The sequence below is a fragment of the Flavobacterium oncorhynchi genome (genome assembly GCF_002217355.1).
Taxonomy (GTDB): domain Bacteria; phylum Bacteroidota; class Bacteroidia; order Flavobacteriales; family Flavobacteriaceae; genus Flavobacterium; species Flavobacterium oncorhynchi.
Map to the genome: position 1 here is coordinate 111,261 of NZ_MUHA01000001.1, position 22,197 is coordinate 133,457.

General features: G+C 32.7%; 21 protein-coding genes. 13 read left to right on the top strand and 8 right to left on the bottom strand.

Annotated features, from left to right (window positions below):
• Window positions 1-134 precede the first annotated feature (134 nt).
• The 5 genes from B0A75_RS00505 to B0A75_RS20440 all read left to right on the top strand — a co-directional run bounded on the left by B0A75_RS00505 (window position 135) and on the right by B0A75_RS20440 (window position 5,221).
• On the top strand, window positions 135-1,055 hold the full coding sequence (locus tag B0A75_RS00505) for a homoserine kinase (RefSeq protein ID WP_089052336.1): 921 nt from the start codon (window positions 135-137) through the stop codon (window positions 1,053-1,055).
• 298 nt (window positions 1,056-1,353) lie between these two features.
• Window positions 1,354-2,652 carry a threonine synthase gene (thrC, locus tag B0A75_RS00510; protein WP_089052337.1) on the top strand — a complete coding sequence of 433 codons (1,299 nt, stop codon included), beginning with the start codon at window positions 1,354-1,356 and terminating at the stop codon, window positions 2,650-2,652.
• Between the two features lie 188 nt (window positions 2,653-2,840).
• The gene (locus B0A75_RS00515; protein WP_089052338.1) at window positions 2,841-3,689 is read left to right on the top strand and encodes a DUF3800 domain-containing protein; all 849 of its coding nucleotides are present in this window, start codon (window positions 2,841-2,843) and stop codon (window positions 3,687-3,689) included.
• A 193-nt stretch (window positions 3,690-3,882) separates the two neighbouring features.
• Window positions 3,883-4,794, top strand: a complete 912-nt coding sequence (locus tag B0A75_RS00520) for a DUF6731 family protein (protein WP_089052339.1) — start codon at window positions 3,883-3,885, stop codon at window positions 4,792-4,794.
• A 1-nt stretch (window position 4,795) separates the two neighbouring features.
• A complete protein-coding gene (locus B0A75_RS20440) occupies window positions 4,796-5,221 on the top strand; it encodes a hypothetical protein (protein ID WP_089052340.1) in 426 nt (141 codons plus the stop codon).
• Window positions 5,222-5,335: 114 nt separating this feature from the next.
• On the opposite strand, the gene B0A75_RS00530 is transcribed toward B0A75_RS20440, so the two are convergent.
• Together B0A75_RS00530 and B0A75_RS00535 are read right to left on the bottom strand one after the other, a co-directional pair.
• Window positions 5,336-5,737, bottom strand: coding sequence for a hypothetical protein (locus B0A75_RS00530; RefSeq protein WP_244284319.1), 402 nt, complete (start codon window positions 5,735-5,737; stop codon window positions 5,336-5,338).
• A gap of 267 nt (window positions 5,738-6,004) precedes the next feature.
• Entirely contained in the window at window positions 6,005-7,069 is a 1,065-nt protein-coding gene (locus B0A75_RS00535; RefSeq protein WP_089052341.1) for an endonuclease/exonuclease/phosphatase family protein, read from the bottom strand.
• 220 nt (window positions 7,070-7,289) lie between these two features.
• Between B0A75_RS00535 and B0A75_RS00540 the strand changes: the two genes are divergently transcribed.
• Window positions 7,290-7,811: a GNAT family N-acetyltransferase gene (locus B0A75_RS00540; RefSeq protein ID WP_244284320.1), complete on the top strand. Its 522-nt coding sequence runs from the start codon at window positions 7,290-7,292 to the stop codon at window positions 7,809-7,811.
• 284 nt (window positions 7,812-8,095) lie between these two features.
• A complete protein-coding gene (locus B0A75_RS00545; protein ID WP_089052342.1) occupies window positions 8,096-8,644 on the top strand; it encodes a HutD family protein in 549 nt (182 codons plus the stop codon).
• 315 nt (window positions 8,645-8,959) lie between these two features.
• Here B0A75_RS00545 and B0A75_RS00550 read toward each other — a convergent pair whose 3' ends face one another.
• The 3 genes from B0A75_RS00550 to B0A75_RS00560 form a co-directional block, all read right to left on the bottom strand.
• On the bottom strand, window positions 8,960-9,343 hold the full coding sequence (locus tag B0A75_RS00550; protein ID WP_089052343.1) for a DUF3037 domain-containing protein: 384 nt from the start codon (window positions 9,341-9,343) through the stop codon (window positions 8,960-8,962).
• Window positions 9,333-10,115 (bottom strand): HipA family kinase, encoded by a 783-nt coding sequence (locus B0A75_RS00555; protein ID WP_089052344.1) that lies wholly within the window; start codon window positions 10,113-10,115, stop codon window positions 9,333-9,335. The genes B0A75_RS00550 and B0A75_RS00555 overlap by 11 nt, the downstream gene beginning before the upstream one ends.
• A gap of 205 nt (window positions 10,116-10,320) precedes the next feature.
• On the bottom strand, window positions 10,321-11,166 hold the full coding sequence (locus B0A75_RS00560) for an NAD(P)H-hydrate dehydratase (protein WP_089052345.1): 846 nt from the start codon (window positions 11,164-11,166) through the stop codon (window positions 10,321-10,323).
• 391 nt (window positions 11,167-11,557) lie between these two features.
• Between B0A75_RS00560 and gcvT the strand changes: the two genes are divergently transcribed.
• The 6 genes from gcvT to B0A75_RS00590 all read left to right on the top strand — a co-directional run bounded on the left by gcvT (window position 11,558) and on the right by B0A75_RS00590 (window position 17,557).
• A complete protein-coding gene (gcvT, locus tag B0A75_RS00565) occupies window positions 11,558-12,640 on the top strand; it encodes a glycine cleavage system aminomethyltransferase GcvT (RefSeq protein ID WP_089052346.1) in 1,083 nt (360 codons plus the stop codon).
• Window positions 12,641-12,859: 219 nt separating this feature from the next.
• Window positions 12,860-14,890 carry a S41 family peptidase gene (locus B0A75_RS00570; RefSeq protein ID WP_089052347.1) on the top strand — a complete coding sequence of 677 codons (2,031 nt, stop codon included), beginning with the start codon at window positions 12,860-12,862 and terminating at the stop codon, window positions 14,888-14,890.
• A gap of 205 nt (window positions 14,891-15,095) precedes the next feature.
• On the top strand, window positions 15,096-15,809 hold the full coding sequence (locus tag B0A75_RS00575; protein ID WP_026729302.1) for a YebC/PmpR family DNA-binding transcriptional regulator: 714 nt from the start codon (window positions 15,096-15,098) through the stop codon (window positions 15,807-15,809).
• A gap of 168 nt (window positions 15,810-15,977) precedes the next feature.
• Entirely contained in the window at window positions 15,978-16,424 is a 447-nt protein-coding gene (locus tag B0A75_RS00580; protein ID WP_123872291.1) for a hypothetical protein, read from the top strand.
• A 100-nt stretch (window positions 16,425-16,524) separates the two neighbouring features.
• Entirely contained in the window at window positions 16,525-17,001 is a 477-nt protein-coding gene (locus B0A75_RS00585; protein ID WP_123872293.1) for a hypothetical protein, read from the top strand.
• Between the two features lie 352 nt (window positions 17,002-17,353).
• Complete coding sequence (locus B0A75_RS00590) at window positions 17,354-17,557, top strand: hypothetical protein (RefSeq protein ID WP_089052350.1); 204 nt, start codon at window positions 17,354-17,356, stop codon at window positions 17,555-17,557.
• A gap of 117 nt (window positions 17,558-17,674) precedes the next feature.
• On the opposite strand, the gene B0A75_RS00595 is transcribed toward B0A75_RS00590, so the two are convergent.
• The 3 genes from B0A75_RS00595 to B0A75_RS00605 all read right to left on the bottom strand — a co-directional run bounded on the left by B0A75_RS00595 (window position 17,675) and on the right by B0A75_RS00605 (window position 22,138).
• Complete coding sequence (locus B0A75_RS00595; RefSeq protein WP_089052351.1) at window positions 17,675-18,589, bottom strand: LamG-like jellyroll fold domain-containing protein; 915 nt, start codon at window positions 18,587-18,589, stop codon at window positions 17,675-17,677.
• Window positions 18,590-18,964: 375 nt separating this feature from the next.
• Window positions 18,965-20,005 (bottom strand): PLP-dependent cysteine synthase family protein, encoded by a 1,041-nt coding sequence (locus B0A75_RS00600; RefSeq protein ID WP_089052352.1) that lies wholly within the window; start codon window positions 20,003-20,005, stop codon window positions 18,965-18,967.
• Between the two features lie 72 nt (window positions 20,006-20,077).
• The gene (locus tag B0A75_RS00605; protein ID WP_089052353.1) at window positions 20,078-22,138 is read right to left on the bottom strand and encodes a S9 family peptidase; all 2,061 of its coding nucleotides are present in this window, start codon (window positions 22,136-22,138) and stop codon (window positions 20,078-20,080) included.
• Window positions 22,139-22,197: the final 59 nt, after the last annotated feature.

Sequence of the window (22,197 nt, forward strand, 5' to 3'; positions counted from 1 at the left end):
AGATGCTAAGGTTCTGAGTTTTTTTCAAAACTGATCTTAGCCTCTTAGAATCTCAAAACCTTAGAAACTAAAAAATAAAAAGTTGCTACAGAAACCTTAGAATCTTAGCATCTTAGAACCTCAGAACCTTAGAAATGGAAATAAAACTATTTTGCCCAGCAACTATCGCAAACCTCTCATGCGGATTTGATGTACTTGGACTTTGCTTAGACAATGCGGGCGATGAAATGATTGTTCGAAAAGTCGATCAAAAAGGAGTTCGAATCACTAAAATTGTAGGTGCCGATCTGCCTATGGAAACCGAGAAAAATGTTTCTGGAGTTGCGGCTTTGGCAATGCTTGAAACTTTAGGCGATTTGGATTTTGGGTTTGAAATCGAAATTTACAAACACATAAAAGCGGGAAGCGGAATTGGAAGCAGTGCTGCAAGTTCTGCAGGAGCGGTTTTCGGAATCAATGAATTATTAGGAAAACCATATTCTCGTAAAGATTTGGTTCAGTTTGCGATGCAGGGCGAAAAATTAGCCAGCGGAAACGCGCATGCAGATAACGTTGCTCCTGCCCTTTTAGGCGGATTTACTTTGGTAAGAAGTTATGCTCCGCTTGATATTATTAGAATTGATAGTCCAGAAGAATTATACGCAACGGTGGTTCACCCGCAAATTGAGTTGAAAACTTCTGATGCTCGTTCGGTTTTAAAACAAAACGTTTCACTGAAAAGCGCCATTATGCAATGGGGAAATGTAGGCGGACTTGTAGCGGGTCTTTACACCAAAGATTACGATTTGATTGGAAGATCGCTTCATGACGAAATCGTAGAGCCCTTAAGAAGTGTTTTAATTCCAGGATTTGATCAAATCAAACAAACGGCTTATGAGAACGGTGCTTTAGGTTCTGGAATTTCAGGTTCAGGCCCGTCGATTTTTGCTTTAAGCAGAGGAAAAAATACCGCTGACCAAATCGCAAAAGCCATGAGCGAAGTATACGAAAAAATGAGTTTACCGTATGAAATTCACGTTTCGAAGATTAATCCTGATGGCGTACGCATTTTGTAAAATGTGAGATGTATTAAGTAAGAAGAATTAGGTGTTAAAACCAAGTTTGTCAGACTGAGCGAAGTCGAAGTCCGCGCAAAGTATAACAAGTCCAGTTTGTCATTTCGAGGAACGAGAAATCACACAAGTGATGACGCACTGTTGTCGAGTTCCGAGTGTGATTCCTCGTTCCTCGGAATGACAAGAAAACCGAATAATAATTATTATTGAATTTTAAAAACCACAAAGCTTTGCGATCTCTGCGTTTTCAAAAGAAACCAATTCTTTGCGCTCTTTGCGGTTAAATAAAAAACAACCAATGAAATACTATAGTTTAAACCATAATGCCCCAAAAGTTTCTTTCAAAGAAGCTGTTATACAAGGATTAGCAAGTGATAAGGGATTATATTTCCCAGAAAATATCACTGCTTTAGATCCTGCATTTTTTGATAAAATAGAAAGTTTAAGCCACAAAGAAATCGCTTTTGAAGCAATCAAACAATTCGTTGGCGATGAAATACCTGCAGACAAATTAAAAGAAATCATTGCTGATACTTTAGTTTTTGATTTTCCTGTTGTAAAAGTCGAAGACGGAATCTATTCGTTAGAGTTATTTCACGGCCCAACAATGGCTTTTAAAGACGTTGGAGCACGTTTTATGTCGCGTTGTTTGGGTTATTTCAATAAAGACAAAAAAGACGCTAAAAACACCGTTTTAGTAGCCACTTCTGGAGATACAGGCGGAGCCGTTGCAAGCGGATTTTTAGGCGTTGACGGCGTTGATGTTGTCATTTTATATCCGTCAGGAAAAGTGAGCGATATTCAGGAAAAACAATTGACTACTTTAGGGCAAAACATTAAAGCGCTTGAAGTTGACGGTGTTTTTGACGATTGTCAGGATATGGTGAAAAAAGCGTTTTTAGATGAAACTTTAGCGCATAAAAACCTGACTTCGGCGAACTCAATTAATATTGCGCGCTGGTTGCCACAAATGTTTTATTTTTTCTTTGCTTACAAAGCATTGAAAAGCCAAAACAAATCATTAGTTTTCTCTTGCCCAAGCGGAAACTTTGGGAATATCTGTGCCGGAATTATGGCAAAGAAATTAGGTTTGCCAATTGAGCATTTTGTTGCGTCTACAAACGTAAACGACACCGTGCCAAGATTCTTAGAAAACGGAAAATACGACCCAAAACCTTCTAAAGCAACAATCTCTAACGCAATGGACGTTGGAAACCCAAGTAATTTTATTAGAATTCAGGAATTGTACAACAATGACTTAAAAGCTTTCGAAAAAGACTTTTCTTCTTATAGTTATACGGATGAAGAAACATTAGTTGCACTAAAAAATATTTATAACACAGACGGTTATATCGCAGAACCGCACGGCGCTGTTGGTTATTTAGGTTTGAAAAAAGAACTTGAAAAACATTCCAATGCCATTGGTATTTTCTTAGAAACAGCACATCCTATTAAGTTTTTAGATGTTGTTGAACCTGCTTTGGGAATTACACTTCCGATTCCTGCTCAAATTGAGAGTGTTATTAATGAGGAGAAAGTTAGTGTGAAGATTGGGACTTATGAGGAGTTGAAGGAGTTCTTGGGGCAACTAAATTAATATAGATGATGAAAGCGAGTAAAAAAACACTCGCTTTTTTATTGCATTACCATTAATTATTTTGAATTAATATATAAAAAATATCAAGTACGGAAATCCGTAAAAATTGGCAATAAAAAAAACATATATTTGAGAAGTAAGAAAACGAAACAAACTTTCTTATATACATGATTTAGCACCATCATATTATGAAATACACTATTTACATTGACGATACAGGCACTCCATCTTTTCAATCTAAAAGCATTTATGATTCTGGAGATTGGCATTCTCAAGTAGCTATTTTTATTAATCAAAATAAAATTGAAGAAATAACCAATAAAATATCTGAAATTTTTAATAAATATAAAAATCTGAATGATTTTGAAGAATTTCATTTTATACGAATACTTTCTGGCAAAGATGGATGGCGTAAAGTTGATTTAGAAAAACGATTAGAAATTTTTAAAGATTTTGGAAAACTTTACCAACAGTACAAATCTCCAATTTTAATTCAATCTTTCACTTCAGACGATATTATCAGAAATAAAATGGAAAAAATATCTCAAATAAAGATACCTAATTTTGACTTATCAAAATTATCCGATTTAACACTTTTATTTTTACTGTTTAGATTGAAGGATTATGTCAAAGAAAATAAACTTGAATTACCTACACAAATAAAAGTTGATACAGGAAAAGGTGAGCATTTAGATAGAAAAAAAATTCCAATTCTTAATGGTATAACTCAAAATTCGGAAATAGAATTTATCGATTCGAAAAAAGATCCACTCATGCAATTTGCTGATTTCGTAGCTTTTTGTCTTAATAGAATGAGATGGATTATTATGGCTGAAAATAAAGGACCTTTAGATCTTCGTTTATTGGAAATATTTTCTGACGCTGATTTTGAGGTGGAAAATTTACAAAAATTTAGTGTTGATCCCAATGAAGTTAAAGCTAAGCATTATGATGAAAAATTGCGTAAGGTTTATGATTCTAATGGAAACTTATCTGATGCTGAAGTAAATAAAATTAAAGAAAAGGGAACCAGTTAATACTATGCCTAACAGCCGTTACACGAGATTTGGACATTTTGCTAAATTTAAAAATGATTTTATACTTGTAAAATTGTAAATAATATAAAAATCACACATCGTTAATCCCGAATCTCGTGTAGCGTTACAACGTTACGAGGAATTTTACCGCAGAATCAAAAATATATACAAGTTTAAACAAAAAATAGAAAATATGAGTGAAATAAAATACACTAATGTTTATTATTATCAATTATTTCCAACTGATGAAAGTCTAAATCCAGATGAAAAAGATATTTTCTTTAAACATTGTGACAAAAACATCTTTACTAAAAAAGAGAGTTTTGTCCGTATTCAACATTCTGATGGCTATATAAATATTTTTGATTTAGAAGAAAGGCATAATAGATATATTTTAGGTACTTTTGTTTATAATCAAACAACTAACATTCCTCCTTCTTTTAATGATATTGAAAATAAACCCTCTAAACTTAAAATAGGAAAATTCGATGGTCTTGGTTTTGATAGTTCATTTATTTATGATAGAAAAACAAGAATCATTGGATTAGAGTCTAAAAAACCTGGAACTTCGCAAAAATCTGTAGAAGATTTCATAATGAAGAATTTTGATTTACAAAATTGTCATTTTAAATTTGTTGTATTGCCTAATGAATATACTAAATTTTTAAATTCTAATAAATATACACGATTAGAAATAGACTTAGCTATTCCAAACAATGATATGGGGATTTTAAAACCAAATGAAAAAAATGCAAATAATATTTTGGAATTAATGCAAGACTTAAAAGGCACTTCCGCCAAAATAGTTATTTCAAATGGTCGTTCAAGAAAAAAAACACTTTCACTTGAAAACGTTAGACAATTAGCACAATGGTTATACAAAACCGACAAAAAAGAAACTTTAGTTCAAAATTTAAGAATTACTGGTGTTGATGTTGATTCAGATAACAACCATATATTTGACTTAATTTCCAATAGATTAATTACGAAAATAAGTATTGAAAAAACGAGAACAATTGGGAATTTCCAGATAAAAATAAAATATGACCAATTAGAAGGTGATTTTTTAGCACATAGAGAGGAATTAGAAAAGCTTCAAAAATAAAATGACAAAATTTGAAAAGATATTTTATATTATTCTTTCACTGTTAGTAACTTATGCTATTTACTATCTATCAAATCATTATTGCCAACAACTAAATTATCAAAAATTTTTTGAACTTTTTATAACTACATTCAGTATTATTATTGGTTTTTTGCTAACCATTTCAACTTTACTACATTCTATAAGAAATGAAAAAATTGAATTTATTCGCAAATCTGGAGGAATGAAATCCTTAAATTCTTCTTTGAGGAATTCAATTTATTTAAGTTTTATTGCTATCCTATTTTCAATATTTTCATTTCTTTTTGAGGATTTTTTTAACGCTAATCAAATATTAATTTATCCAATAATTTTCTTAAATATTTTATCTTTTTTAATATCTTTAAATTTCATGAAAATTTTTTTAAAAATAATGTCAACGGAATAAAAAACTTCTGATCCCGCTAGCGCGAGCGTCCCGCTCGTGAGCACAAAGAAATTCAAAAGCCAATTGGAACGTGCACGAACGGGACGCTCGCGCTAGCAAAATAAAGCAAAAAAGTTATTTCCTTGTTCCCACCAAATACAAAATCTTCGCAGGTCCAGATTTTACTTTTCCGACTTCCCAACTAAAATTTTCTTTGTTGTTTAATTTAGAAATCAACTCGTTCATTTCTTTAACAGAATAGGTTCTTAAAGAAGAAACTACTCCATCCCATAATACCAAAATGGGTACAATTGGAATTAAGTAGGTAAAAATAATTCTGCCAATTTTAAATGGACGAATAAAAGGCGTTGTCAGCAAAACAGAAATCGGCGAGAGAATCATGGCAATAATACTTGGAACACTTCTCTCCTGCCCTTCAAAAATGGCGATAGAACTATTCGTGTCAATGGCATTTTGCAGAATTTGTTGTGCATCTTTCGGTTTAAAATGGTGAAAAGATAAAAATTGTGTTCGCAACCCCATGAGGTTTTCGGGAACATTTCTGGCATCGACAGAAGTTTTTACAAAATCAAAATTGTCGGCTTGTTTTTGAGTATGTTCGAATGCAGGAATATTGGGAAAATAATCCGTCAGCAGGATTTTTAAATCGGGATTATTTTTTCTCCAAGCTAGCGCGAGCGTCCCGCTCGTGAAAACATAAAATATCTAATTCAAATTGGAACGGGCACGAGCGAAACGCTCGCGCTAACTAACCAAACTCTTTTGACATATTACAAGTTATAATTAATCAGCAATCGAAAAAACAGCCAAAACCCCTTTATGATCTGAAGGCCATATACCATTTGGTTTCAAAAATGTATCTCCGTCTTGAGTCTCTACTCCTTTTCCTCTTACAATACTTGCTGTTGGACCAACAATTACAGTATTTGTCAGCGACAGTTTTTTATTTGGATAAAAATAGATAAAATCAATACGATCTCTTTCGTCCGCATCTTTTGCCCATAATAGTTTTGACAATTCTACATCTGTATTATATGCCGGCCAAGTAAATCCTGGATTTTTAACGGGATCAGGATATTTTACTCGGTAAGCGTCTAGAAAACCGTTATTTTTAAGCGCTACACTATTGTGCCACGGTATAATAACGCCGTTATGATCGTATAAATCTTTTGTTGCTGCTGTCCAATCTAAATGCGAAGGTTCATTAAAATCACCTCCTAAAAGCACTAGATTTCCTTTTTTACGCTCGATTTGAGCATCTTTTACGAAAAGCGCAATTTCTTCGTCACGCTGCGAATCAATATTTTGTTTCAGAATTTTTTCGGTATCTAAAATGGGTTCTGGTAATTTTTTCCAATTAACTCCATCGTAACCTCTTGGCAGATAACAAGCATAATGTGTATAATCTAAATGTGCGGCATATACGGCAACACTAGTTTTCTTGTTTAACCTAATCATACATTTTATTAAGGATTCTGAACTTATTGATGTCGTAGATTCGATAGGAAATTTAGACAAAATAACGGCATCTGTTTTGAGGCTCGAGCCGTAAAAAATCTTGCCTTTGGCTTTTAAGGCTTCTAAAATATGCGGTGTAAACAATACCTCTTTATAATTGCGTATTTCACTCAGCAAAACAATATCTGCATCAGATTGAAGAATTACGTCTACAATCGCATCAAATCCTCCTTTTACTGTAGTTCCTTCGTGCCAAGTATTTAATGACAGAACTTTTAACTCTCTTTTAAAATTATCTTCCGCCGAAGATTTAACGCCAAAAGCTGACACAGAACTAATTGCTGCTCCAAAAAAAAGCAAAGAAACAAGGAATAGTATTTTATTTTTCATTGAATATCTTAAAAAATTTAGACTGAGTTTTTCTCTCGTCTACATTATTGATTTGCTAAATTCAAATATACATTATAATACAAATCAAGAGATAAAGTTGTTAAAAATTAATACAAAAATGGCTTCAATCAAAAAACGTTTGTATTTTGGCTAAAGCCAATCTTCAATATTGTAATTTTGTTTTTCCCGATAAAGCCGGAGACAATTCAATTTTATAAAAATGCAATCGCATACCATGATTACCAAAGCAGCACTACAAGATATTCCCGCATTAGTAACTTTAATTAACTCAGCATACAGAGGAGAAACTTCTAAAAAAGGCTGGACAACCGAAGCGCATTTACTGGAAGGAAAAAGAACTGATGAAGAAGAAATGACCGAAATTTTGCAGGATCCTAAAAATACGATTCTGAAATTTACGGAGAATGATAAAATTATTGGTTCCGTTTTATTGGTCGAAAAAGGACATCAATTGTATTTAGGAATGTTGACCGTTTCGCCTGAACTTCAAAATAACGGCATCGGGAAAAAGCTTTTGGCAGAAGCCGAAATTCATGCTAAAACTCTTGGTTTATCCAGTATTATAATGACGGTTATTTCGGTTCGCGATGAACTAATCGCTTGGTACAAACGTCATGGTTATGTCGATACTGGCGAAAGAGAAGCTTTTCCTGAAAGCGGCGTACATATAAAGGTTTCAGAAGAACCTTTGGAGTTCATTTGCCTCGAGAAAAAGATTTAAGTTTTTTACCGCGAAGAAATAAAGACACCACATTTTTTTACAGTATAAGTTATTCTAAAAGCAGGATCAATTATGTATTTAAAAACTTGAAGTCTTATTAAAAAATATTAAACACATAGAAACATAGATTTTATGTGTAAAAAAGGATACAAAAAGAAATATATTTCTTTCACATAGAAGGCTATATGCATTTTAAATAAGTGAAACGCCTTTTTTAAGTAAACAAAATCTATGTTTCTATGTGTTAAAATAATTTCACCCAACGGATTAAAAATTTTAATATAATGAACATACGCTTTTTCCCTAAAAAAAATGTTACAGCTTCTATTTGGAGCGGCGGATCAACCTATGAATATACGATATATCCGAAAACAGCAAGTTACACCGATAGAGATTTTGTATTTAGAATAAGCAGTGCTACAATAGACGCAGTTCCTTCAGAGTTCACCAAATTTAAAGGTTATCACCGATACTTGGTTATGCTGGATAACAGCTTGGATGTTGAGGTAAACAAAGAAAAAAAATTGTACGAGAAGTATGAAATCATGGAATTTAATTCGGATGATGAAGTGACTTCTTATACAAAAGGGATTGATTTTAATTGGATGATTTCTGAAAAAATATCCCATCATAAACTGGAAATAACAAATCGTAATCAGAATTGTAATGCTCAAATAGTAATTGTATTTTCTTTACACTCAACCGTTATTACAATTAATGAGAAGCGTTACTCTTTAGAACCTTATGATTTATTGGTCATTGAAAATCAAGAAAAGGAAAATATAATTCTTGATTTTTCTAATGAATGCCTTTTTGGAATATTAGATTTTTAATCTGATCCTGTATTTGGTTTAACGTTTAACCACAAAGTTTGCAAGGGTTTACACAAAGTTCGCAAGTTTTTTTTTCTCGAAATCCCGATAGCTATCTCGAGTAAACTTACAAAGGCTTTTAATAAAGTTTCCTTACAGTTTGTCATTTCGAGGCACGAGAAATCTTCGCAAGTAACTCCGTAATAGAAATCCAATCTTTGTCGAGCTTCTCACGAAGATTTCTCCTTCCCCAAAATGACAAGATTGAGGAATAAATGCATTAAATAAAACCTTTGTCCCTTTGTCCCTTTGCTCCTCTTCCCCTTTGAACCTTCCTTAAAGAACTAACTCTTCAAACAATCTCTGAATCGTTTTCTCCAAATCCTGGCACAAACCCGGATGAGGTCTTGAAGTTTGGATCGCTGAACTTCTAATTGCGGTTAACCATCGAAAACGCTCTGGAATATCAAATTCGGCAATTGGTCCGCCGTCTTTGGCTCCGTTTGTAATTTTTTCTAATGAAGTCAAATTACATTCTAATTGTTCGATATCGAAATCATCAGAAAGTGCTTGTATTTTTTCTTTATTGAGATGAAAAAGAACTTTGATAAATTTGGCTTTTTTACAAAACAAAATAATTCCGATATTCAGAAATTCTTCGCGTTCTACCTTTGGTACAACTCGAATCACGGCATACTCATATAAGTGACTATCTTGCATTTTGAGCCTGATTTACAAAGGTTTCTGAATTTTCTAATCTGGTTTTTAAAAACTGTAAATATACATTTCTTAAACCTTCGGGCGTTTCGTCGGTATCTTCCCATTGCAGCCATTCGAGCGGAATTGTATTTACAATATCTTCTAAAATTTCTGTTGTTAAAAGCGCTTTAAACTCGGCATCAACTTCTTTTAAAAGTGAAGCCTGCGGCAGTAAAACGTGATCTTTTATCAATGCAAACGGACTTTTGGCATGTTGTTCCCAATTGTTCCAAGAATGATGAAAATACAAACACGCACCATGATCTATAAGCCATAGTTCTTTATGCCAAATCAGCATATTGGTGTTTTTAAAAGTTCTGTCGACGTTTGTAATATAGGCGTCCAGCCACACAATCTGCGAAGCCAATTTAGCATCGACAGTGGTTACAACAGGATCAAAAGTAATAGCACCTGATAAAAAATGAAGCGCAAGGTTTAATCCTTGACTTCCTTGCAGTAAATCCTGAATTTCTTCGTCGCCTTCGGTTCTTCCAAAAGCTTCGTCTAGGTTTGCGAAAACTAATTCTGGTAATTGTAGTTTTAAGGCTTTTGCAATTTGTCCGCCTACCAATTCGGCTATAAGAGCTTTTACACCGTGTCCGGCTCCTTTAAATTTTAAGACGTATTTAAAATCGTCATCGGCTTCTGCCAAAGCGGGTAAAGATCCGCCTTCACGCAAAGGAGTAATATAACGAGTAACATTTACCGTTCTAAGATCGAAGTTGTTTTTCATTTTTTAAAGATTCAAAGATGCTAAGGTACTGAGTTGCTAAGTTTCTAATCTTTGACATTACAAACTTACGATTTTTTGATTTTTATTTTAACCGCAAAGCACGCTAAGATTTTATTTAATAAGGATTTTACAAAATCGCAAAGTTCACAAAGCTATATCTACAAAAACTTTGCGAACCTTGCCTAAACCTTTGCGCTCTTTGCGGTTAAGCTAAGCTCAAAAACGCTTTTCCTAAATACTTAATAATAGTAGAAGCCGTAAAAGACTCATAACCCGTTTTTGGCAAAGCTAAATCGGCTGTTAATCCGTGCAGGTAAACACCTAGTTTTGAAGCATATTTGGGTTCGTAACCTTGTGCAAGAAGACTTGTTAGAATTCCTGTTAAGACGTCGCCGCTTCCTGCGGTTGCCAGCGCTGCGTTTCCGCTCGTGTTTTCGTAGACTGAAGCTCTGTTGATGATGTAGGTTGGCGCTCCTTTCATGACCACAATAACTTTGTATTTTTCTGAAAAAGCAATCGTCTTTTGAAATTTCTCTGCTTCTGAATTCCACTTTCCAATCAAACGCTCTAATTCTTTTGGATGAGGTGTTAGGATTGTATCTTCTGGAACTAATTCCAGCCAAGAGAGGTTTTCGGCTAAAATATTCAATGCGTCCGCATCAATAACCAAAGGCGCTTTGTTTACTCTTAAAAATTCAAATAAGGCTTTTTGCATTCCCAGCTCCTTGCCTATTCCAGGTCCAATGCCAACTGCCTGCGGAATTAACGGCAAATGAATGTTAGTAATGAAATTTGTGTTTTCATCTGTAACTGTCATCACCTCTGGAATTGAGATTTGAAGAATCTGATAACCGCATTTTGGGATAAAAGTTGTTACGAGTCCGCATCCTGATTTTAAGCAGGATTTTGAAGCCAGAACAGCCGCTCCAATTTTTCCGTAACTTCCTGCAATAATAACCGCATGGCCTTGAAGTCCTTTATGTGTATGAGGATTTACGGGTTTGTAGACTCTTAAAACTTCTTCTTTTGTGATTAAATACGGAGATTTCATTTGATGCTTTTTTATTTTAAACACATACAATCATAGCTTTTCTTTGCGGATAAAAGCGTTTCACTTATTTAAACAAACATAGCTGATTATGAAAACTTTGGATAAAGGATTCTTTTATGTTTCTTGATTAAAGTTACATAAAAAATCGAATGCACGAATGTTTCTTTTAAACGGTCAGCCCTAGCCCTGATTACTTCACTATATTTTAATTTTTTATTGGAGTTCAGTGAACTTCGTTTGAAGCGGCATCCTTTTACTTTTTTCTTTAAAAAGTAAAAGATATAACGGATAGCAGTAAATAGCTCCTAATCATTGCGAAATTTATAATTTATAGCATTCAAATTTGATATTTTTTGAATAAATTTGCGATTCAATTTTATAAAACAACACAATGAAAAATACTGCGCTTACGCACATACATGAGAGTTTGGGAGCAAAAATGCTGCCTTTTGCGGGTTACAATATGCCTATTACATACGAAGGTGTAAATGCTGAACATGAAACTGTTCGAAACAGTGTAGGTGTTTTTGACGTTTCGCATATGGGCGAATTTTTACTTACTGGTCCAAATGCTTTGGCTTTGATTCAAAAAGTAACTTCAAACGATGCTTCGACTTTGACAATTGGAAGAGCACAATATTCTTGTCTGCCAAATAATGAAGGCGGAATTGTAGATGATTTGATTGTATATAAAATGAAAGAAGAAGAGTATTTACTTGTTGTAAATGCTTCGAATATTGAAAAAGACTGGAACTGGATTTCATCTCACAATGATTTAAGTGTTGATATGAAAAACCTTTCTGACGATTATTCTTTATTGGCAATTCAAGGGCCAAAAGCGGTTGAGGCAATGCAGCCTTTATCTTCATTAGATTTAGCTGCAATTCCTTATTACCACTTTGAAGTGGGTGATTTTGCAGGATTTAGTGATGTAATTATTTCTGCTACTGGATATACTGGTTCTGGCGGATTTGAAATTTATTGCAAAAATGCAGATGCTGAAGCGATCTGGAACAAAGTTTTTGAAGCTGGTGCAGCTTACGGAATCAAACCAATTGGTCTTGCTGCTCGTGATACTTTACGTTTAGAAATGGGATTCTGTTTGTACGGAAACGATATTAACGATACAACTTCTCCGCTTGAAGCTGGTTTAGGATGGATTACTAAGTTTACTAAAGATTTTACCAATTCTGAAAGTTTGAAAAAACAAAAAGAAGCTGGTGTTACTAAAAAATTAGTAGCTTTTGAAATGCAGGAACGTGCGGTGCCAAGACACGATTATGAAATCGTTGATGCTCAAGGTGAAGTAATTGGTATTGTAACTTCTGGAACAATGTCTCCGTCTATGAACAAAGGTATTGGTTTAGGATATGTTACTGTTGCAAACAGCGCTGTTGACAGTGATGTTTTTATTAGAATTAGAAAAAATGATGTTCCTGCAAAAGTGGTAAAACTGCCTTTTTACAAGAAATAGTATTTTCCTAAAATAGTTAGAAAATGCATTACAAATTGTAATGCATTTTTTTTTGGCCAAAAATTAAAGTATTTACAAGAAAAAATGATTTAATCTGTATTATTCTCAAATGCATTTAAGGCTGTAAAAACATTTACTCGTGTGTAAGATTTTTTAGAAAAAACGTAATTTTTATGAAAAAATAAACGTAATTTTAGTCTAAACGAAGATCTTCGATTTATGAAAAAAATAGTATTAGTATTGATGTTAACTGCCAATGTTCTATTTAGTCAAAATAGCGACAACACCTGCGAAATACTAAACAAAATAAATGCAACAATCCAATCAGAACATCTACGTCCAAAACCAGTCGATGACAGTTTATCGGTTTTTGTTTTTGATAATCTAATTAATGAATTAGATCCTTCTAGAAACATCTTTTTTAAGAGCGAATACGATGAAATGGCAGCAAAATATCGTTTAAACTTAGATAATTTAATTCTAGAAAACGACTGCAGTTTTTTGACTGACATTACATCAAAATACATTTCAGGATTAGAAAGAACAAAAAATATCCTTGAAAAAATTCAAGCCGCGCCTTTTGATTACAGCAAAAAAGACACCATTAGATTTTACAAAAAATCATTTCCATTTTATTTAAAAAATGAAGACTTAGAAAAGGTATGGCGAAAAAAAATACGCTATCAAATTCTGGATGATGTTGCAGAGACAAGCGATAATTTAGATTCTATTAAAGCTAATTTTAAATCTATAGAAGCAAAATCTAGAAAATTGATTTTATCAAATGAAATCTGCCGTATTAATACGCTGTTAGAAACCAAAACAAATCAAAACGAGAATCTTTATAATTTTTTCTGCACCTATTTTGATCCGCACACAGCCTATTTTAGCGATGACTCTAAATCAAGCTTTGTTGCGTCGTTATCAAAAGAGCATTTATCATTGGGAATGACAGTAAATCTTAATGAAAAAAATGAAATTATTGTACAAGAACTTGACCCAAATGGTCCCGCATATCAAACTGGGCAGATAAAAAAAGGCGATCAAATCGTTTCGGTTTCTAATCAAAAAGAAACACTTCAGGTTTCTTGCGCTTCACTAGAATCTATTTCGACTATGATTTTATCTGAAGCGAATAAAAGCTTAATCATAACTCTTAAAAGAAACTCAGGTAAAAGTTTTGAAGTTTACATCGAAAAACAAGTAATGAAAGACGAAGAAAATTCGGTTTTCAGTTTTATAATTGGTAAAGACAGTAAAATTGGATACATCAAAATTCCAAGTTTCTATGCTGATCTGGACGGAAACAGTCGAAAAGGCTGTGCTGATGATGTAGCGAGAGAAATTATAAAATTAGAAAGAGACAATATCAAAGGGCTAGTTATAGATTTAATAGATAATGGCGGCGGTTCTATGGAAGAAGCCATTAAACTTGCTGGAATGTTTGTTGATTATGGTCCGCTTTCGATTGTTATTGATCATACTAAAGAAAAATCTATTATAAATGATCCTTTTAAAGGTGTAATCTACAAAGGTCCTATTGTAATACTTGTTAATAGTAATACAGCATCGGCCAGTGAATTTTTCTCATCTATTATGCAAGATTATAATCGTGCTCTTTTATTAGGCAGCAGTACTCTTGGTAAAGCAACTATGCAGACAATTCTTTCGCTTGACGAAACAAAGAATACTGATTTTCTAAAAATTACGATTAATAAATTTTACCGAGTAACAGGAAAAAGCCATCAATACATAGGCGTGACACCCGATGTGGTTCTTCCTGAGTTTTATGAAGATGTTTATCAAAAAGAAAGTGATTTCCCAACTGCTATTAAAAATGACAGCATTACTTCAACACTAAAATACCGCCCGTATGTAAAACGAGCTCTAATCGATAAACTAGCCAAAAACAGTAAAACAAGGCTGGCAGATAATTTTTATTTTAATGATATTAAAAAGATCAATCTAAAAATAGATCAATTAGTAAACACTCCAAAAGCCGAAGTGCCAATGACGATTGAAGCAGTCTTTAATCAGAAAAAAATAGTAAATTCTTTATGGAAAGAAATCAATACTTTTAATGACGAAAATAATCCGCTGGACGTTTACAACTCCACAGTAAACCAGTATTTATTGAGTGCCTATCCTAATGACAAAACAATAAATCAGTACCAAATAGATCATTTAAAAATAAACCCATACTTAAATGAAGCGGTTAATATTATAAATGACTTTAATTCTTCGAAATAAAAGTTTTTGTTTCAAGTTTTTTTTGTTTCAAGTTTCAGGTTTTACACATAGCGTGCTAAATTTTACGCAATATTATACCAACTTGAAAACTAAAACCTGAAACTTGAAACCTTAACCTCAAAACAAATTAAAAAAACTTAAATTTTGATTTTGGAAAAATTAAGGAATAACCGTATTTTTGCATCACAAAAACTAAAAATTAGAAATGGGAAGAGCGTTCGAATTTAGAAAAGGAAGAAAAATGAAACGTTGGTCAGCAATGGCTAAAACATTTACCAGAATTGGTAAAGATATCGTTATGGCAGTTAAAGAAGGCGGTCCAAACCCTGATGCCAATTCTAGATTAAGAGCTGTTATACAAAATGCAAAAGCCGCAAACATGCCGAAAGACAATGTGGAGCGCGCGATAAAAAATGCAAGTAATAAAGATACTGCCAACTATAAGGAAATTTTATTTGAAGGATATGCACCTCACGGAATTGCAATCTTGATTGAAACTGCATCTGATAACAATAACAGAACGGTTGCTAATATTCGTAGTTATTTTAACAAATGCAACGGAACTATGGGAACTCAAGGCTCTGTTGAGTTTATGTTTGACCATACTTGTAACTTTAGAATTGCAAACAACGGTCTTGATGCTGAAGAATTAGAACTTGAATTGATTGATTTTGGTGCCGAAGAAGTTTTTGAAGATGAAGACGGAATCTTAATCTATGCTCCTTTTGGAAGTTTTGGTGCTTTGCAAAAAGAATTAGAAAACAGAGGACTTGAAATTTTATCATCAGGCTTTGAGCGTATTCCGCAAATCACTAAAGAATTAACAGAAGCTCAAATCGCTGATGTTGAAAAATTAATCGAAAAAATTGAAGAAGATGATGACGTAATGAACGTTTATCATACTATGAAAGAGGAATAGTCTTTTCTTTTTATATTACAAAATTGAACTCCGGAGAAATCTGGAGTTTTTTTTTACTAATACGAAAACACGTAAAACAAAAACAAAATTAATGCATACGTTTGGCACAAAAACAAAACAAGAAGATAGACAGCTATACTAACAAATCATTTATGTAGTAATAATACAATGAGAAAAGCTCTTGCCTATATAATAATAGTGTTTGCATCACTAATGTTGATTGAAGAAATAATTCATAATTTTTCAGTTCTCAAAACTGGATATACGATCGCATTTTGCAAAGATGGCTTTGTAAAAGACACATTAATTATCACAGAATCTGGTCCGGCTACCGGCGTAGGACGAAATACATCTTCTAATTTTGTCTATCATGGTTTTTTAGTATCTAATAATAAAAAGGCCTCATTAACAATGAACATCAATATTTCTACATTCTCATATCGTTTTAAAGATCATAGACTAATTGTCTATCATTCTAAATACACATCTGCCAATTTGTTTTATCAGAAACCTACCAGTTTTATAGGTTTAGACTTCAAATATTTTCTAGAACCCTTTTTCTTTTTATTTGCCCTATTTTCAATAATTTATTTAATTTTTAAAAGAAATCAATAATCGAGTAAAACCATTATATTTTGTATTCTGAAAACTAAATAAATTATTAAATAAACACTAACAAACAGATAAAACAGCACCAATAAAATATTATTAGCTAATGAAAACACTTTGTTTAATTCTTATATTCTTGGGATTATCAATAATTGGAATAGAAGCAATAAATGATTTCTCAAAAACTAAAATCTTTTATGCATCGTTGAATCCCGAGAAAAATTACTCTAAAGATATACTAGTCGTAAATGAAAAAATACCTCCGTCAAATAGCGGCAGCAATAAAACTTCGTGGATATTTTATGGATATTGCAAATCTGACAAACTAAAAAACGGAATCGCAATTCCAATAAATATTATTGAAAGGGGAAGCTTAAACACAAGCCAGATTCCGATTTGGAGAATTAAAACGGTAAAGAATAAAATACTTTACAGAAGGGAGAATAATATCATCAATAGTCCATTTTCATATGAAATGCGTCAATATTGGGTTACTCCATTATTTATGATTGCAATACTCCCAGCACTATTTTGTTATTTAAAAATAAGAAGAAGAGAAAACACACGCAAGCCCTCATTCTAGGTTTAAATACAATAATAAAGGCGTTAGAAATTATTAAGTCTTTATTGATTACATCATTCCCATTCTGCTAGTATCGATAATTCTATATTATACAGTTATCCCCAAAATATCTAAAAAGAAACTCATAATCAAAAAAACTATTATATTTGTTTTTCTCAACACGAAATTAATTTAAAAATAAAAGTACAATGCAAACCTCAAAATACACAAAATTCGCTGTAATAATTTTAGTTATCTTATTTATAGTAATAAGCGTTATTAGCTAAAAAACTTTCACTATTCTACTTTTGTTATAACGATAGTGAAATAAAGTAAAATTCATATTTATTCCCCATTCTCAGATAGACGAAAAATGCAAACATCTAAATACACTAAATATATCATAATCGTAATGGTTATTTTATTTGTAATCATCAGCGCTATAAGCTGCTCAACACATACTCACACGTATACACCTGCACCGTCAGGTAAAAAAATACCACCAGGACAAGCAAAGAAAATGAATGGAGATAAAAGTGCAAAAGCTTATGCTCCAGGGCAGAAAAAAAAGCATTAATACTATATAAAGCAAAAAGCCTTCTGAAAATTCAGAAGGCTTTTTTACTATTCCAAAACCTGAGTGCTACTAAAAATATAAAAAACTAACTAACTATTATAAAAATAACGTAATGCCTTATTTTGAAGTAATTTTCTTGGCTGGTGAATTTGTAATTTTCAGCAGATAAGTTCCCTCTGGAAGATCATTAACATTCAATGAACTGGTATTACCCAACACCTTCTGTCCTTGCGAAAACACTTCAATATTTTTTGTTCCTGCATTTACATCACTGTTCGTTATTATAGAACCTGATGCTGCAGATTTTGTATTTGCATTTGTTTTAGACTTTAAAACTGCCGGCTTTGCTACCGCCGCTGCTGCTATAGTAACGACTGCCTTAGAGCTATTATAAAGCTCCGCAATCTGTTGATCTGTCAAAGCTGTATCATAGATCTTTAAATCGTCGATATCAGCGTTAATTCCAACTGTTGTATTTACTTCTCCCAATCTAAAAATATTTCCTTTCGTTGAACGTGTTATACCACTTAACGATTTCAACAATTCTCCGTTTCTATAAATTTTAGAAACTGTACCATCATACGTAATAGTATATTGATACCATGTTTCTTTGCTTAAGGTGGTTGAAACAATAACGTCATTAGTAGCACCCCAGCCTGCTAAACTTAAATCTGAATTTGACGATGAGGTACCTTGCTGTAATAATCCGCAATACTGCGCATTGTAAGCTGTACCGTAACCCCAAATATAATTTGCCGCAGTAATATCATTAAACTTAACCCAAATACTTACTGTTCTTGCATTATTTGCCATTGGCAGATTATCAATAACAGCTTCCATAGCCTTGCCATTTAGTCTTTGTGCGTTTGCAGCAACTCCTGCTCTATCAGCTACAAAATTATTTGTACCAATAAAAGAAGTTGTATTTGCTGTATTATTTAAAGTCCCATTGAAACTAAACTCCTGAATTGGATTTTGAGCAGTCGCATTCAAATAACTTACAAACAAAAATGAGAGTAGTAATTTTTTCATGATATGTAGATTTAGGGATTAAAAAAAACATTGTGTCATTTTAACACTGCTAAACTAGATTATTATGTTTTTGAGCTGAAATTTATCCGACAACTAACCTAAATAATCGTTCAAATAACCAAAATTGATGATTTTAAATCAATAATTAGAATTATTTATACATCATAGTATTATATTAAATTTTTAAACATCTCATAATTAAACTAAAAATTTCTTACGTATAAATACGGTATTCTCACTTAAAACAAATACATCCGTAATTTCAAAAATCAATTATTACACCCAATCGTATTATCAACTAAAAATAGTTCCCCAAAAAAAAAACTCCATTCGCAAATACGAATGGAGTTCTAATATCTAAAAAAGCAGTCTAACCTACTTTACAAATTCAATTTTTTGAGCTTCTTCTTCATTAACACTATCAAAGAAACCTTGTTCATTCATCCAGTCATCACTAAATACTTTACTCATATAACGCGAACCATGATCTGGGAAAATCGCTATAATGTTACTGTCTTTTGTAAACTCTCCTTCTTCTGCATATTGTTTAATAGCCTGCATTACTGCTCCAGAAGTATAACCTACAAACAAACCTTCTTTTCTAGTGATTTCTCTGGCTGAGTGCGCACTCTCCTCATCGGTCACTTTCATGAATTTATCAATAATATCAAAATCTGTAGCTGATGGAATTAAATTTTTTCCTAAACCTTCAATTCGGTATGGATAAATCTCTTTATTATCAAATTCTTTTGTTTCGTGGTATTTCTTCAATACTGATCCAAAAGCGTCAACACCTAAAATTCTAATATTCGGATTTTGCTCTTTTAAGAATTTTGCTGTTCCAGAAATTGTTCCTCCAGTTCCGCTGCAAGCAATAAGATGTGTAATTTTTCCTTTCGTTTGTTCCCAAATTTCAGGACCTGTAGTATTGTAGTGGGCATCAATATTTAATTGATTAAAATACTGATTGATATAAACCGATCCTTTTGTTTCCTCGTGAAGTCGTTTAGCTACATTGTAATACGATCTTTCATCATCTGCAGAAACGTGCGCAGGGCAAACATATACTTTGGCACCTAAACTTCGCAGCATGTCAATTTTATCTTTGGATGATTTTGAACTTACTGCCAAAATACAATTGTAACCTTTTATAATGCTTACCATTGCCAAACTAAAACCTGTATTACCTGATGTAGTTTCGATAATAGTATCACCTGGTGATAAAATTCCCTTTTTCTCGGCTTCTTCGATAATATATAACGCTATTCTATCTTTTGAGGAATGACCTGGATTAAAAGCTTCTACCTTTGCGTAGAAATTTCCTTCTAACTCTTCGGTGACTTTATTTAGTTTAATAAGCGGGGTATTACCTATTAATTCTAAAACATTATTATAAGCGTTTATTTCTTCTTTCATAAAAAAATAGTTAATCGAGATGGTATTTTAAAATAACCTCGATAGGTTGCAAATTTAACAAAAAATTTTTAATTAGCTTTTAATTTTTTCTAAATCTAATAAAAAACTAAATTCCTTTGCTAAGTCTCTCAAAGCCTCAAAACGTCCTGAAGCCCCACCATGGCCAGCATCCATATTGGTATCTAAAAACAAAAAATTATTATTTGTTTTTAAATCTCTCAATTTAGCCACCCATTTAGCTGGCTCCCAATATTGTACCTGAGAATCATGCAATCCTGTTGATACATACATATTAGGATAGTTTTGCGCTTTTACATTATCATACGGTGAGTACGATAACATATAATCGTAATACTTTTTATTATTTGGGTTTCCCCATTCATCATATTCTCCAGTTGTAAGCGGAATACTGTCATCCAGCATCGTTGTAATAACATCTACAAAAGGCACCTGAGCAATAACTCCGTTGTATAATTCTGGAGCTTCATTAACAACAACTCCCATTAAAAGTCCTCCTGCAGATCCTCCTTCAGCATATAAATGTTCAGGAGATGTATAATTTTCGTTAATTACAAATTTAGAGCAATCGATGAAATCTGTAAAGGTATTTTTCTTTTTTAACAGTTTCCCATCTTCATACCATTGTCTTCCTAAGTCTTCTCCGCCTCTAATATGTGCGATCGCGTAAACAAAACCACGGTCTAACAAAGAAAGCCTTGTTGAAGAAAAATAAGTATCCATTGTAATTCCGTAAGAACCATACGAGTATAATAACAGCGGATTTTTTCCGTTTTTCTTCAATCCTTTTCTGTAAATCATCGAAATTGGCACTTTTACACCATCTCTTGCAGTTGCCCAAACACGTTCTTCGATGTAATTTTCTTTATCAAACTTTCCTCCTAAAACCTGTTGCTCTTTTAAGATCTCTTTGGTTTTGGTTTTCATATTAAAATCAATAACAGACGACGGCGTCGCAAGCGATTGATAGCTGTATCGCAAAACATCTGTATCAAAATCAATATTTGTTGTAGTATAGGCGTTATAAGTTTCACTGCCAAATGGCAGATAATAATCTTCATCTTCACCCCAAGGCATAATTCGAATGTGATTTAAACCGTTTGAGCGCTCTTCTACAACCAGAAAGTTTTTAAAGATCTCTATATCTTCTAACAAAACATCTTCACGATGCGGAATAAGATCTACCCAATTTTTCTTTCCTGTTTTATTTTCAGACGTTTTCATTAATTTAAAATTAGTCGCCTTATCTTTATTAGTTAAAATATAAAAAGAGTCTTCGTAGTGCGAAATACTATACTCTAAACCACGAACACGAGGCTGAAAAACCTCAAATTCACCATCAGGATTATCTGAATTTAAAATTCTATATTCAGTTGTTAAAGTACTTCCAGAGCTTATTACAATGTACTTTCTTGACTTTTCTTTACTTACCGAAACATTAAAAGTATCATCAACTTCATCATAAACTAAAACATCTGTTTTAGAATCTGTATTTAGTTTATGTCTAAAAATTTTATCTGCTCTTAAGGTAACTTCATCTTGTCTGGTATAAAAAATCGTCTTATTATCATTTGCCCAAACAGATCCTCCAGTTGCATTTTCGATTTTATCTGATAACACTTCTCCAGTTTCAAGATTTTTAATCTGAATCGTGTAAATTCTTCTTCCAACAATGTCAACTCCAAAAGTGACAAATTTATTATCTGGACTTATACTTAAGCCTCCTAATTTGAAATAAGCATGACCCTTTGCTAGTTCATTACAGTTGAATAAAATTTCTTCATCTGCAGAAAGACTGCCCTTTTTTCTAGCAAATATTGGATAATCCTGACCGGTTTCAAATCGTGTAATATAAAAATATCCGTTGTAGAAATAAGGAACTGATGAATCATCTTCTTTAATTCTTGCTTTCATTTCCTCATACAACGACTCTTGTAAATCCTTTGTATGAGCGGTCATTTTTTGATAAAACTCATTCTCTTTATTCAAATAATCAATAACTTCTGGATTCTCGCGATCGTTCAGCCAAAAATAATTATCTATCCTAGATTCTTTATGTTTCTTTAATGTTTTTGGAATTTCTTTAGCCTTTGGAGCCAATATATCGTTTTGCATTATTTAATTAAGCATTAGTTTTTAAATACGGAAAGGCAAAAATACTACAATCAGAATAG

What these genes read in the sequence shown, in the direction of transcription:
- B0A75_RS00545 (WP_089052342.1), top strand. Translation starts at nt 8,096, where the DNA reads ATGAACATACGCTTTTTCCCTAAAAAAAATGTTACAGCTTCTATTTGG.
- B0A75_RS00515 (WP_089052338.1), top strand. Translation starts at nt 2,841, where the DNA reads ATGAAATACACTATTTACATTGACGATACAGGCACTCCATCTTTTCAA.
- B0A75_RS00520 (WP_089052339.1), top strand. Translation starts at nt 3,883, where the DNA reads ATGAGTGAAATAAAATACACTAATGTTTATTATTATCAATTATTTCCA.
- gcvT (WP_089052346.1), top strand. Translation starts at nt 11,558, where the DNA reads ATGAAAAATACTGCGCTTACGCACATACATGAGAGTTTGGGAGCAAAA.
- B0A75_RS00560 (WP_089052345.1), bottom strand. Translation starts at nt 11,166, where the DNA reads ATGAAATCTCCGTATTTAATCACAAAAGAAGAAGTTTTAAGAGTCTAC.
- B0A75_RS00590 (WP_089052350.1), top strand. Translation starts at nt 17,354, where the DNA reads ATGCAAACATCTAAATACACTAAATATATCATAATCGTAATGGTTATT.
- B0A75_RS20440 (WP_089052340.1), top strand. Translation starts at nt 4,796, where the DNA reads ATGACAAAATTTGAAAAGATATTTTATATTATTCTTTCACTGTTAGTA.
- B0A75_RS00605 (WP_089052353.1), bottom strand. Translation starts at nt 22,138, where the DNA reads ATGCAAAACGATATATTGGCTCCAAAGGCTAAAGAAATTCCAAAAACA.
- B0A75_RS00535 (WP_089052341.1), bottom strand. Translation starts at nt 7,069, where the DNA reads ATGAAAAATAAAATACTATTCCTTGTTTCTTTGCTTTTTTTTGGAGCA.
- B0A75_RS00555 (WP_089052344.1), bottom strand. Translation starts at nt 10,115, where the DNA reads ATGAAAAACAACTTCGATCTTAGAACGGTAAATGTTACTCGTTATATT.
- B0A75_RS00585 (WP_123872293.1), top strand. Translation starts at nt 16,525, where the DNA reads ATGAAAACACTTTGTTTAATTCTTATATTCTTGGGATTATCAATAATT.
- thrC (WP_089052337.1), top strand. Translation starts at nt 1,354, where the DNA reads ATGAAATACTATAGTTTAAACCATAATGCCCCAAAAGTTTCTTTCAAA.
- B0A75_RS00540 (WP_244284320.1), top strand. Translation starts at nt 7,290, where the DNA reads ATGCAATCGCATACCATGATTACCAAAGCAGCACTACAAGATATTCCC.
- B0A75_RS00595 (WP_089052351.1), bottom strand. Translation starts at nt 18,589, where the DNA reads ATGAAAAAATTACTACTCTCATTTTTGTTTGTAAGTTATTTGAATGCG.
- B0A75_RS00570 (WP_089052347.1), top strand. Translation starts at nt 12,860, where the DNA reads ATGAAAAAAATAGTATTAGTATTGATGTTAACTGCCAATGTTCTATTT.
- B0A75_RS00580 (WP_123872291.1), top strand. Translation starts at nt 15,978, where the DNA reads ATGAGAAAAGCTCTTGCCTATATAATAATAGTGTTTGCATCACTAATG.
- B0A75_RS00550 (WP_089052343.1), bottom strand. Translation starts at nt 9,343, where the DNA reads ATGCAAGATAGTCACTTATATGAGTATGCCGTGATTCGAGTTGTACCA.
- B0A75_RS00600 (WP_089052352.1), bottom strand. Translation starts at nt 20,005, where the DNA reads ATGAAAGAAGAAATAAACGCTTATAATAATGTTTTAGAATTAATAGGT.
- B0A75_RS00505 (WP_089052336.1), top strand. Translation starts at nt 135, where the DNA reads ATGGAAATAAAACTATTTTGCCCAGCAACTATCGCAAACCTCTCATGC.
- B0A75_RS00575 (WP_026729302.1), top strand. Translation starts at nt 15,096, where the DNA reads ATGGGAAGAGCGTTCGAATTTAGAAAAGGAAGAAAAATGAAACGTTGG.